General features: G+C 28.7%; 12 protein-coding genes. All 12 read left to right on the top strand.

Annotated elements, in window-relative coordinates; translation table 11 throughout:
* Positions 1 to 132: 132 nt before the first annotated feature.
* A complete protein-coding gene (locus tag RWQ73_RS05195; protein ID WP_314407066.1) occupies positions 133 to 1,128 on the top strand; it encodes a hypothetical protein in 996 nt (331 codons plus the stop codon).
* Entirely contained in the window at positions 1,121 to 2,488 is a 1,368-nt protein-coding gene (locus RWQ73_RS05200; RefSeq protein WP_314407069.1) for a DnaD domain protein, read from the top strand. The genes RWQ73_RS05195 and RWQ73_RS05200 overlap by 8 nt, the downstream gene beginning before the upstream one ends.
* Positions 2,488 to 3,372: a primosomal protein DnaI gene (gene dnaI / locus RWQ73_RS05205; protein ID WP_314407071.1), complete on the top strand. Its 885-nt coding sequence runs from the start codon at positions 2,488 to 2,490 to the stop codon at positions 3,370 to 3,372. Before RWQ73_RS05200 ends, dnaI begins: the two co-directional genes overlap by 1 nt.
* 149 nt (positions 3,373 to 3,521) lie before the next feature.
* Positions 3,522 to 3,953: a division/cell wall cluster transcriptional repressor MraZ gene (gene mraZ, locus RWQ73_RS05210; RefSeq protein WP_003143916.1), complete on the top strand. Its 432-nt coding sequence runs from the start codon at positions 3,522 to 3,524 to the stop codon at positions 3,951 to 3,953.
* A gap of 11 nt (positions 3,954 to 3,964) precedes the next feature.
* A complete protein-coding gene (gene rsmH, locus RWQ73_RS05215) occupies positions 3,965 to 4,900 on the top strand; it encodes a 16S rRNA (cytosine(1402)-N(4))-methyltransferase RsmH (RefSeq protein WP_314407073.1) in 936 nt (311 codons plus the stop codon).
* Between the two features lie 15 nt (positions 4,901 to 4,915).
* Positions 4,916 to 5,242, top strand: coding sequence for a hypothetical protein (locus tag RWQ73_RS05220; RefSeq protein ID WP_003143925.1), 327 nt, complete (start codon positions 4,916 to 4,918; stop codon positions 5,240 to 5,242).
* Between the two features lie 162 nt (positions 5,243 to 5,404).
* Positions 5,405 to 7,441 (top strand): penicillin-binding transpeptidase domain-containing protein, encoded by a 2,037-nt coding sequence (locus tag RWQ73_RS05225; RefSeq protein WP_314407075.1) that lies wholly within the window; start codon positions 5,405 to 5,407, stop codon positions 7,439 to 7,441.
* Between the two features lie 9 nt (positions 7,442 to 7,450).
* Positions 7,451 to 8,434 (top strand): phospho-N-acetylmuramoyl-pentapeptide-transferase, encoded by a 984-nt coding sequence (mraY, locus tag RWQ73_RS05230; RefSeq protein WP_314407077.1) that lies wholly within the window; start codon positions 7,451 to 7,453, stop codon positions 8,432 to 8,434.
* 1 nt (position 8,435) lies between these two features.
* Positions 8,436 to 9,776, top strand: a complete 1,341-nt coding sequence (murD, locus tag RWQ73_RS05235; protein ID WP_314407079.1) for a UDP-N-acetylmuramoyl-L-alanine--D-glutamate ligase — start codon at positions 8,436 to 8,438, stop codon at positions 9,774 to 9,776.
* Between the two features lie 4 nt (positions 9,777 to 9,780).
* The gene (locus RWQ73_RS05240; protein ID WP_314407081.1) at positions 9,781 to 10,746 is read left to right on the top strand and encodes an FtsQ-type POTRA domain-containing protein; all 966 of its coding nucleotides are present in this window, start codon (positions 9,781 to 9,783) and stop codon (positions 10,744 to 10,746) included.
* Positions 10,747 to 10,977: 231 nt separating this feature from the next.
* Positions 10,978 to 12,354 (top strand): cell division protein FtsA, encoded by a 1,377-nt coding sequence (gene ftsA / locus RWQ73_RS05245; protein WP_314407082.1) that lies wholly within the window; start codon positions 10,978 to 10,980, stop codon positions 12,352 to 12,354.
* A 20-nt stretch (positions 12,355 to 12,374) separates the two neighbouring features.
* Positions 12,375 to 13,466, top strand: a complete 1,092-nt coding sequence (ftsZ, locus tag RWQ73_RS05250; protein ID WP_314407083.1) for a cell division protein FtsZ — start codon at positions 12,375 to 12,377, stop codon at positions 13,464 to 13,466.
* Positions 13,467 to 13,512: the final 46 nt, after the last annotated feature.

Genomic DNA, 13,512 nt, shown 5'->3' on the forward strand with positions numbered 1-13,512 from the left:
AGAACGTTGCCAGGCAACAGTGAGAGCCTTCCTTTTGGAAGGTTCTTTTTTTATAATAAGGTCTCATATATTTTGATTTTCTACTCAAAATAGAGTATCATAATATAGTAAAACACTTTTGGAGGTTTGGGAATGTTTTATTTAGAAGATGAAAAAACATTAGTTCTCACTAATGAAAATAAAAAAGATATTTTAAATGCATTAAAACTGATTAATTTTATTTCTGATAATAAAAATATTAAAGTTGCGTATATTAAAATTTTAGATAAGGTATTAGATTTTAATAAAGCGATAGAAAATTATTATCATTCACAAAAACCAGGTTATAATGAAATTTATCAAGAAAGAATAGATAATTTAGATAATAGTCAGGATGAGTTTAGACGTATTAAAGCAGATTTAAAAGTATTATTTGATGATAATAATTATGAAGAAAATAAAGAAATTGAATTTAATTCTATACTTACTAGAATTGAGAGCAGAACAGCAATTCTTTTTGAAGGAGAAGAAGAGTATAACTTTAATAATTATTTAATTACTTTAATTAATGATAAGATGCTAGAGGAATTTATTTGGCTTAATACTCTTTACAATATTTATAAAGAAGGTAAAAGTTTAAATTCAATAGTTTATGATTATAAAAAATTAAGTGATGTGGAATTTTCTGATCTTTACAAGATTTATTTATTTGTTACAGATTATAATATTAATAAATTATTATTAAAGAATGAGTCTAAAATAATAAATAATGAGTATCTTGAAAATTTCGAATCTTTCTTTAATTATATGTATGATTTAATTGATGATCTTCGTACATTTGTAGCGAAGAATGATAAAAAGAATATATTAAGTTTTACTACAAAAATCGAAAGTTACACAAATATAACTACTCCGTCAAAAGCAGAATTTCTAGAATGCGTCTATAAAGTATTTAACTTCTTAAGAGCTTTGTATGAAAATGACAATGCTAAGTTATTATTAGATAATATTTATCCTATCTTAGTAAAATCATTTTTTGCACCATTACGAAATAATGACAAAATAAAATATGATTACAATCAAGATTTTATTTATGCATTAGAGTATACTCAAATTATTATAGAAGTAATGGATGATAAAAATGAATAAGGTTTTTTCAGCGAAAGATTTTTATTGTGTATATAATGATTACGATATTTCCCAACGCTTAAGAGAAATTAATCTTTTATATTTACCTCTTTTGGGAAAAGATGCTATTAGTTTGTATTTTTTTCTTGGAAATAAGATATTAACTGATAAGAATCTTTCTAAAAATTATTTGCATTACGATATACTTGATAATTTAGCATTAAGTGAAAATAAATTTATAATTGCCAGAAAAAAACTAGAAGCACTTGGACTTTTACAAAGTTTTTATATAAGTAATGATGAAGTTGGTCAACTTGTATACAAAATAAAAGAAGCTTTAAGCTTTAGTGATTTTTTTAATACACCTATTTTATCTCAATTATTAGAAAATACTATTGGTAGCAATGAGTATAAAGAATTATTAAATTATCATTCACTCGACAAAGTTAGTTTTAGAAGTTTTGAAGAAATAACAGCTAAATTTTCAGATGTATTTAGAGTTGAAAATTTAAGTGACTATAGCTTTGACTATCTTTCTAAAAAAAGTGATTCTGGTCCAAATTTTGACGAGTTTTACTTTGATTTTGATAAACTTAATTTTTATTTAGCGAATAGCTACTTCTCTGATGTTATATCAGATGAGAATGTAAAAACAAAAATTTTAGGTTTGGCTCATATTTATAAAATGAGTCCACAAGATATGGCTAAAGCTATAGAAAAGTCTATTGAAGTTTCTAATGGTGGAAATAATATTAATCTTAAGGTTTTGAGCGATTTTCTAGTGCAATTTAATGTTAATGTTAGAAAACAAGAAATTCCAACATTAGATCGTATGATTAATAAAAAGTTTTATAATGAAGATAATGGTGAATTTTCTGAGGAAGATAAGTTTATTAAAGAAGTAGACAATACAGATTTTATTACGTATTTGAATAAACAAAAAGGAATAGTCGTTTCTAGTATAGATGCAAGAAATATTACTGAGTTACAAGATAAGTATAATTTTCCAAGTGGGGTTTTAAATATCTTATTAGAATATTCTATTAATCAATCTGGAAAGGATATAATTCCCCATATTAATTATATTGATAAGATTGCCAGTACCTGGAGTGGGCAAAAACTTCTAGGTGCAAAGGATGCTATAGATTACGTAAGAAACAATCGTAATAATAAGAAGAGTACCAATGTTAAATCAGTCAAGCAGAGAAGTAACTCCTCAACTATAAAAAAAGCTAGCTATGCTCCATTTCCGGATTATTTACAAAATAGAAAAAATAATTTTAATGGTACTAAAAAATCAGAAGATAGAATCGTTACAAAAGAGGATGAAGATGCATATAATAAAATGATGCAAGAATTAAACGATAAGAGGGATGTGTAGTGAAAAAAATATCAAATATAGTAGCAAATAATACGATTGGCTCGTATAAGAAATTCATGTCAGAAAAAGTTCTTAGTGATGTAGAAATTATAAAATTTATTAGAGATAATAATTTTACTAAAGATGATGTTGAAAATAATCTAGAAAAATTTTATCAATTTTATATATCTAAGGATACTTTGTTAAATATTGAACATAGACCAAAGTTAGTTTATGAAAATAAAGAAGTTAATATTGTATATATAGAAACTGAGGAGTACAGAAATAAAGTAGAAAGTTTAAAAATTTCTAATAGAGTAAAAACAGAATTTATTCCTAGTAGAGTTTTAACCTATACTTTTGAAAATCTTTCTAGGAATAGAGAGAAAGGTATATTAGCTACTGAAATAATAAAAGTCTGTAAAAATATTCTTAGTAAACAAACAACAAGAGGTGTATATGTGTACGGACCAACGGGAACTGGAAAAACCTATTTAATGGGATGTATTTACAATTACTTTAAGCAAAATGGAAAAGAGCCTGCAATTTTATATTATCCAGAATTCATAAGAAAGATCAAATCTAAAATCAGCAATAATAGTTATGATTTTTATATTGATTTGATAAGAAATGAGGAAATATTAATTATTGATGATATTGGAGCAGAAAATATTACTGAATTTATTCGTGATGAAGTTTTAGGACCCATAATCAATCATAGAGAAGCAGAAAAATTACCGACTTTCTTCTCATCAAACTTGAGTATAGATGATTTATCAGAATTATTGTCTAATGGGAGAACTACAATTGATAAAACAAAGGCTTTAAGAATTGTAGAAAGAATACATTCTCTTAGTATTTCCCACTTTTTAGATGGAGAAAATGAAAGAGAATATTATAATTAAAAGCGAATAAGCACTTATAAAATTTTAAGTTTTATGAGTGCTTATTTATTTTTTTGGTAAAATATTCAAAAAAATTAATTTTTTTTTAGAAAATAGTGGAAAAAAGTGGGGAAATGTGGTAAATTATAAAGGTAAGGTGGTGAGAAGTAGTGTTTATTGGTCAATACAATAATAAAATGGATGCCAAAGGAAGGCTTAGTATTCCGATAAAGTTCAGAGATGAACTAGGTGAAAAATTTATTATCACAAGAGGTCTAGACTCTTGTTTATTTGGCTATTCACTACAAGAGTGGCAAAAGGTGGAAAGTAAGATTAAATCACTACCTATCACTAAGAAAAATGCTCGTACTTTCCAACGTTTCTTCTTTTCTGGAGCCACTGAAGTTGAAATAGATAAACAAGGAAGAATTAATATTCCAAACGCCCTTATAGAGCACGCTTTTTTAGATAAAGAGTGTGTTGTAAATGGTTTATCAAATAGGATAGAAATATGGGATAAGACTCGCTGGGAAGATTTACTTGTTGAAAGTGAAGCTAGCGTAGAAGAAATAGCAGAAGAATTAGAAGATTTTGATTTTTAGGATGGATGAAAATGTTTAAACATTATAGTGTATTATTAAATGAAGCAGTAGAAGGCTTAGATATAAAAGAAGATGGTATATATGTAGACTGTACTCTTGGTGGAGCAGGGCATAGTTTAGAAATTTTAAAGCGATTAAAAAATGGTAAACTATATGCATTTGATCAAGATAATGTTGCATTAGAAAATGCCAAAGAAAAATTAGCCGAATACAGTGATAAAGTTGTCTTTATTAAATCTAATTTTGTTAATTTAAAAGAAAAATTAGCAGAGCATGGTGTACATGAAGTTGATGGAGTTCTTTATGATTTAGGAGTTTCTTCACCACAATTAGATACACCCGAAAGAGGTTTTAGTTATAACTATGATACAAGATTGGACATGCGTATGGATACTGATGCAAAAATTAGTGCATATGAAGTCGTTAATGAATATAGTTATCATGATTTAGTAAAAATATTTTATCGCTATGGAGAAGAAAATTTCTCTAAACAAATAGCGAGAAATATTGAAAAAAAACGTGAGCAAAAACCTATAGAAACTACTTTTGAATTAGTAGAAATTATAAAAGAATCTATCCCTGCTGCTAAAAGAAGAACTGGTGGACATCCAGCAAAAAGAGTATTCCAAGCAATTCGTATTGCTGTAAATAATGAATTATCTGTATTCGAAGACTCATTAGAACAAGCAATAGACATCGTTAGTGTAGGTGGAAGAATATCTGTAATTACCTTCCATTCTCTAGAAGATAGAATTTGTAAACAGATATTTAATACTTATTCTAAAACAAAGGATATTCCAAAAAACCTTCCTATTATGCCAGAAGAAAGTTTATCTAAATTAAAAGTAATTACAAGAAAACCTGTATATCCTAGTGATATTGAATTAGAAGAAAATAATAGATCTAGAAGTGCAAAATTAAGAGTTGCACAAGTTCAGACGAAATAGAGGGGAGGAAAGGAAATGGCTACACTAAAGGTATATAGTCGTGAATATGGAGTAAGAAAAGTACAAGAGAAAGTAAAGTTTAATTTACTAGAAAAAACTGCATATGGAGTTTTTGTAGGAGTTATTTTACTTGCTAACGTAGTTATGTTAAACTATAAAGGAGAGATTTATTCACTACGAAGTGCTCAACAAAAAAATGATATTGTAATATCAGAAAAACAAAAAAATAATAATGAACAAAAAGTTATGATAAACAATCTATCATCTTACGAAAGAGTTAAAAAAATTGCTGAGACGGTAGGAATGAAAACTCAAAAAGATAGTATAAAGGTAGTGAGATAATTGATAAAACTTTTTAAGAAAATATTAACTTTAAAGTTTTTGGAAGATAGAAGAAGTTTAGAAAGAAAAGATTATATCTCTCGAGAAAGAACAAAAATTGTATTTTTTCTAATTTTTGTTTTTTTCTTTGTATGGATATTAATATTAAATATAGGACAAATGATGCTAATTGGAACTGTAAGGGGACATAATCTTTCAGAATTAGCAGATAGAAAGTATAAGATAGATAGTAGTTTACAACCAAATCGAGGTAAAATCTATGATAGAAATGGGAATATACTAGCTGACAATATTGAATCTTACAAGCTAGTAGCGGTAGTTTCAGATAAAGCTACAGAGGATGAAACAAATCCACGACATGTTGTAGATATTAACAAAACAGCAGAAGAACTATCTAAATTTATAAAATTAGATAAAAACAAGATAAAAGATATACTTAGTAAACAAGGAGTATATCAAGTAGAATTTGGAACTGCTGGTAAAGATATAAGTGTAGAAGATAAAAAGAAAATCGAAGAGTTGAAATTGCCAGGAATTGAATTTATCGCAACAACTAAAAGATATTATCCTAATGGAAGCATGCTAGGGAACTTCTTAGGTTTTGCTCAAAATTCTCCAGATAGTGATTTAATTACTGGTCGTTTAGGAGTAGAGAAAACATTTGATTACTATTTAAGAGGAAAAGAAGGGCATATTACATATGCTAAAGACGCTTGGGGGAAAGTTGTTTCAAATATTCCTAAAGTAGAAATTAAGCCAGTAGATGGTGCTGATATATATCTAACTATTGATAAAAATATTCAAGGATTCATAGATAATACTTTGAAAGATATACAAGATAAGTATGAGCCTGAAAGTGCCTTTGCGATAGCAGTTAGCCCTAAAACAGGGGAAATATTAGGTTTAGGGCAAACACCAGCATTTAATCCTAATACGCAAGAGAACTTAACTAGTGCTTGGGCTAATATTTTTTATAACTCAGCCTATGAACCTGGTTCGACTTTAAAAACTTTTACAATGTCTATTATGGTAGAAAATAATATATATAAACCAGATAGTTACTATAGATCTGGATCATATCAAGTTGAAGATGCTACAATTTTTGACTGGAATAAGATTGGATGGGGAACTATTACTCAACGTCATGGTTTCCAACAATCTTCAAATACTTTAATGTTAACACTATTAAATGAATTGGGAACTGAAAAATTAAAAACAGGCTTAGAAAACTTCGGATTTGGAAAAAGTACAAATTCATTATATGGTAATGAAGCAACTGGTGATTTAGTATTTAATAATAAAGTTTCAGTTTCAACAACAGTATTTGGTCAAGGTAGTACAGTAACTGCGATGCAAATGGTTCAAGCAGAAACAGCAATTTTAAATGATGGACAGATGTTAGCACCATACTTTTTACAAAGAATTCATGACAAAACAATTGATAAAGATGTCAATATTGGGCAAAGAACGGTAGTAGGAACTCCTATTTCTAAACATACGGCAGATATAATGAAAGAAGAATTATATGGAGTTGTAAACGGAACTTGGGCACAAGGTGGTAAAAGATATGCTGTAGAAAATTATAGTACATCTGGTAAAACTGGTACAGCACAGGTAGTAGATCCGAAAACAGGTACATACTATAATAGTCCATATAAAGTAATGCAGTCATTTATAGGCTATGCACCTAGTGAAGATCCACAAGTTATTCTATATGTTGGTATTAAATTACCTTCGAAAGAATTAGGTGCAAGTAATGCAAATGGTGCTTCAGAAATCTTTAAACCTATAATGGAAAATACACTTAATTATTTAAATGTTAAGAAATCTAACGATAGTGATGCTGTACAGAATTATCAAATTGAAGATTTTATTGGACAGAGTTATGATTCTACCTTAGTGAAATTACAGCAAAAAACTAAAAATATTATCACAATAGGTAGTGGAGAAAATATTACTGGACAATATCCATCAGCAGGAAACCTAATAAGACAAGATGAAAGAGTATTTTTATTTGTGTCTGAGGAAAATATCATTATACCTAATTTTATAGGTTGGTCAAAAATTGATGTGCTGAATTATGCTAAATTATCTAGGTTAGATATTGAAACAGAAGGAAATGGATTTGCTAAACAACAATCAATTCCAGCACAGAGATTTGTGAAAAAAGGGGACAAGATAAAAATAAAATTTAGTTAGGAGAATAAAATGAGTAATTCAGATACAATGTTTGCTATATCGTTATTAATGGTAGCATATTTTCTGACAGTTTTAATGCTACCAAGATTAATAAAATATTTACATGAATTAAAATTTGGACAAGCAATTAGAGAAGAAGGACCACAGAGTCATATGCATAAAAAAGGAACACCTACAATGGGTGGTATATCTTTTATTATTTCAATTATTGTATCACTTGTAATAGCAATGTTCTTAGATAGTGAAAATATGAAGTATTATTTTTTATTCATATATACAACTATTTCGTTTTCAATAATAGGGTATATAGATGATATGCTTATTGTGGTTAAGAAAAAAAATGACGGCTTAGCTCCAAGGAAAAAATTAATGTTGCAAATTCTATTTTCTGTAATATTTTATATATTAGTTACTTTTATTTACAAAGATATAAATTATATACATATTCCAGTATTGAATTATAACCTTAATATTTCATACTTATATTTGATTTTTATAGTATTTTGGCAAACTGGTTTTTCAAATGCTGTAAATTTAACTGATGGGTTAGATGGTTTAGCAACAAGTGTTACAATAATAACAACTACTACATTTGCATTATTGGCATATAAGGAAAATAATTTTCCTGTATTAGTTTTTTGTCTTACAATAGTGGGAGCTCTTTTAGGGTTTTTATTATTTAATAGAAATCCAGCAAAAATATTTATGGGAGATACTGGATCGCTAGCACTCGGTGGAATTTTAGCAGCAATTTCAGTAATCTTACATAAAGAGATAGCATTTTTATTTATAGGTTTAGTTTATATATTAGAAACTTTATCCGTAATTATACAGGTGGCTTATTTTAAAAAAACAGGAAAAAGAATTTTTAAAATGTCGCCATTACATCACCATTTTGAATTATCAGGATATGGGGAAGTTAAAACTGTGTATATTTTTGTTGCTATAGCAGTGATATCATCAGCTATAGGATATTTTATAGGGGTTATTTAAAATGATTAATTTAAAAGATAAAAAAATATTAGTATTAGGATTTGCACGAAGTGGGTATTCAACAGCTAAAATCTTAAAAAAATTAGGATATGATGTAATTTTGAACGCATTTGATGATTTAAGCAATGATAAAAAAGCAGTTGAATTGAAAAACTTAGGAGTGGAAATTGTTGATGGAGGGCATCCGTTAGAACTGTTAGAAAGTGTAAATCTTATCGTAAAAAATCCAGGAATTAAATATGAAATAGAGTTCTTACAACGAGCAATTGAAAAAAATATTGATATAATAACAGAAATTGAATTAGCGAATACGTTATTTAATATAGACATGGTAGCAATAACTGGAACAAATGGAAAAACTACTACAACACAAATGACATACGATATACTAAAAGCAGCAAATAAAGATGTTTATTTAGCCGGAAATATCGGATACCCCTCAATAGAAGTTGCTTATAACCATCCGGACTCTTTAATAGTTACAGAAGTTTCATCATTTCAATTACAAGGAACAAAATATTTCAAACCGACAATAGCGGCAATAACGAATCTTGGGGTAGGACACCTTGATTATCACGGAAATATAGAAAACTATAGGGATGCCAAACGAAATATTTACAAAAATCAAACAGAAGAAGATTCTTTGATTTTAAATATTAAAGAAAAAGAAAAATATGATTTAAATAAAATAAATTCAAAAGTAATTTTTTATGATACTACTGAAAATAAAGAAACAGACGTATTTGTTAGAGAGAATATGGTAATGTACAAAAATGTTGAATTGTTTGATATAACAAAGATGTCACTACCAGGTATGCATAACGTAGAAAATGCAATAAATGCAGCACTAATTTCGTATTTGAAAGGCGCAAGTATTGAAGCGATACGCAAGGTTCTTTATAATTTTAGTGGTGTAAAACATAGATTACAATACGTAGGAGAGCATAACGGAGTAAAATTTTATAATGATTCGAAAGCGACTAACCCAGTAGCAACAACTACAGCACTATCAGGATTTGAAAGTAATATAATTTTAGTTTGTGGGGGAAAGGACAGAGGAATTGATTTTAAAGAACTAGTCCCTTACTTTAATAGAATTAAGGCGATGGTTGTTGTAGGAGAAAGCAAGGAGATATTGTATAATCTAGCCAGCTCTTTTGAAATAAAATGTTATAAAGCAATAAAAGTAGATGACGCAACTATTTTAGCTAATAAGATTGCTGAAAGTGGGGATACAGTCCTATTATCTCCAGCATGTGCGTCATGGGACCAATATAAATGTTTTGAAGATCGTGGAGATGAATTTATAGCAACTTTCGAAAAGATTAGTCAAGAGGATTAAAACTATGAACAAGAAGAATAAAAAGTTACTTTCAAAGATGAACAATGAAAAAAGAAGAAGTTCATTAGAAAAAATAAAAAGAAAAAAAAGAAGAGAATTTATATTTATAGTAACTTTATTTTTAATTGTGATAGCAACAGTTTCTTTGTTATTTAGTAGCTATTTAAAACTTAAAAATATTGAGGTTGTAGGAAATAGTCAAATAACAAATGAAGAAATCTTAGAAGCAGGAAATATCAACACTAATCTTAGAACATGGTCAATAAAAGATGAAGAAATTCAAAATAATATTAAAGCGAGATTTGAAATATTTAAATCTGTAAAAGTCGAATCGAAATTACCATCAACTATTAAAATTAAAGTTGAAGAATATAACTTTATTGCACAGAATAAAAAAGAAGATGGTAGTTTTGAAATAATTATGGAAAATGGAAAGCCATATGTAGGAAAAGTTAGAAATAATTATAATCTACCAATATTAGAGAAATTTAATGATGATGGCACTAAATTAGAAGAAGTCTATAAAAATTTAAATAATTTAAAAGAAGAAGTACGTCTGCAAATTTCTGAAATAATAAATGATCAAGGCGAAAATGTAGTAATTTATATGAAAGATGGACAAAAAGTGAAAGCTTTACGAACTAGTTTTTCGGAAAAATTAAATTATTATGGTGAAATATCTAAATATATAGAGGACAAAAATAATACAACATTGAACTTGATTAACGGTGCATATCTTGAAACACCAAAATCAGAGAAGAGAAGAACGGATAGTATTAAACAATTGTTGGCAAAGCAAGGATTGAAAGATGAAGATAACTCAAAAAAAGATAAAGAAGAAGTAGATACAGATAATAAATCGAAAAAAAATAACAAAACTGAAAATTCTACTACAAATTCACAAGTTAGAACTTTGAATGAAAACAAGAATAATCCACAACAATCCGCTCAAAATAATAAAAATGAATAGTAAAAAAAACATCCAAAACTTCATATTTTGGATGTTTTTTTAGTGAAAAATTACATATTATAAGAAAAGTTATAATTTATATTACAATTTGAAAATATTTTAATAAAATTTAATTTTTTTTGGTGTTTTTCATATTTTTTTTTTTAATTTTATGTTATAATTTAGTATGTGTAAATAAAATATGTGTGTATTTACAATTTTATTATAATAACAAAGATTTAAAAGGAAGGAGTGTTTGACTTGAGTTCACAATTGTATACTTCAATAGATCTAGGATCATCTAGTATAAAAGTGATTATAGCAGATGTAGTATATGAAAAATTGAATATACTCGGTGTCGGGGTTGTTAAAACTACATCCATCAAACGAGGAAATATTATTGATGTAGAGTCTGCTTCTAGAGATATTCAAAAAGCAATTGATATTGCCAAAAGTGAAGCTAATAAAGACATAAGATCATTATATGTAGCAGTTCCAAGTATACACACTCACATTAAAAAAAGTGTAGCGGAAATTAAATTTGATACAAAACACGATATTGATGGTAGAGATATCGAAGAAGTAATTGAAGAAGCAAAAATACTACCATTGCCACGTGAAAGAGAAGTGGTTCAAGTAATTCCAGATTACTATCGTCTTGATGATATTGAAAATATTAGAAAACCAAAAGGTATGACAGTTCATAATGCTTTTGAGGTTACAGGAAATAGAGTTTTAACATCTAAAACTCACCTTCATACTATCTATAAAAGTATAGAAAACTTGAGATTGGATTGTAATGAGACATTTTGTACATCACATTCATTAGGGGAATTACTTCTTAATGAAGAAGAAAAAGATTATGGTTCAGTAATAATTGACATTGGAGCAGGTCTTACTACAGTAAGTTATTTTGAGGATGGTATACTTCAATTATCTCAATCAATTGAGTTAGCTGGAGAAGATATTACAAGAACAATATCTGATGTTTTAAATGTTCCATTAAAACGAGCAGAAGAAATAAAAGTTACTCAGGGGCATGCATTCTATGATTTAGCATCACCTCAGGTAATTATTGAGTTAGATAACTTAGAACCAGATGAAGAACCTTATACTCAAAAAGAATTAGCGGATTATATCGAAGAAATTGTAGAAGAAATTATTTTACGATCATTTGATGTACTTAGAAAAGCAGGTATAAATAGAGTGAAAGGTAACGTTGTACTAACAGGTGGAACTACGTTGATGCCTGGAGTTTTGGACTTAGCAAAAGATATGCTAAGAAAAATGAATGTAAGAATTGGTTCTCCGAAGATTATCGGTGCAAATTCGCCAGAATTATCTGTAGTTGTTGGGACATTAACTAGTAGTTATAAAATCGAATCATTATTTGGATATCAAGTAACCGATGAAGTTCCAACAATTAAAAATACAAATACAACTTTTGAAAACGTATCTGGAATTGAAGAAATTTCAGTAAATAACTCGAAAGTTGAAACGCCAGTAATAACAGATACACATGTGGAAGATCATGAAGAAGATGTTTATTACGAAGAAGAGAAAAAAGACAAAGAAGAGAAAAACTTCTTTGATAAAATAACTAAAATGTATAATTCGTTTTTCGAATAATAATCAGGAGGAAATAAATAATGTTTGAAGAATTTGATCAATCAGCAGTAATTAAAGTAGTAGGTGTTGGTGGCGGTGGTGGAAACGCCGTTGACCGAATGGTAGAAAGTGGAATTCAAAATGTAGAATTTATCGCGGTAAATACAGATGCTCAAGCGTTAAAACGTTCAAAAGCAGATATTAGAATTCAAATAGGGGAAAAATTAACTAAAGGACTTGGAGCAGGAGCTAATCCAGAAGTAGGACGTAAGGCTGCTGAAGAGACTAAAGATAAAATTGAAGAAGCACTAGCAGGAGCAGATATGGTATTCGTTACTTCTGGTATGGGAGGAGGAACTGGTACTGGAGCGGCACCAATCGTGGCAGGTATTGCTAAAGAATTAGGAGCATTAACAGTAGGTGTTGTTACTCGTCCATTTAACTTTGAAGGTAAAAAACGTCAAGTGCAATCTACAGCAGGAATTAACTCATTAAAAGGTGCAGTAGATACACTTATCGTTATTCCTAACGACAGATTATTAGACATCGTTGATAAATCTACGCCAATGATGCAAGCATTCGTTGAGGCTGATAACGTATTACGTCAAGGGGTTCAAGGTATTTCTGATTTAATTAATGTATCTGGTACAGTTAACCTTGACTTTGCTGATGTTAAAGCTATTATGGCTGATCAAGGTTCAGCATTAATGGGTATAGGTGTAGCTTCAGGTGAAAACAGAGCAATCGAAGCAGCTAAAAAAGCTATTTCATCTCCATTACTTGAAACTTCTATCGTTGGAGCTAAAGGTGTGTTATTAAACATCACTGGAGGACCATCATTAAGTCTATTTGAAGCTCAAGCAGCAGCAAGTATAGTACAAGAAGCAAGTGACGATGAAGTAAATATGATTTTCGGTACAGTATTCAATGAAGAATTAGAAAAAACAGACGAAATCATCGTTACAGTTATTGCTACTGGATTTGAAGAAGATGGGGTTAGTGTAGAAAGAGATATCTTAGCACAACGTCCGGCTCAACCAGAAGCTAGTTCATTCACAAGTGGATATGGGAAAAACGAAGTAGAACAAGAAATGTACCCACGTCCAAGAAGAAGAACAAGAAGAGACATTTAATTATTAGGCTCTTTGTCAAGTTCGGGGCATGGGAAAAAATCGCATT

This window comes from uncultured Gemella sp. (genome assembly GCF_963525875.1).
In the GTDB taxonomy this organism is placed as follows: Bacteria; Bacillota; Bacilli; order Staphylococcales; family Gemellaceae; genus Gemella.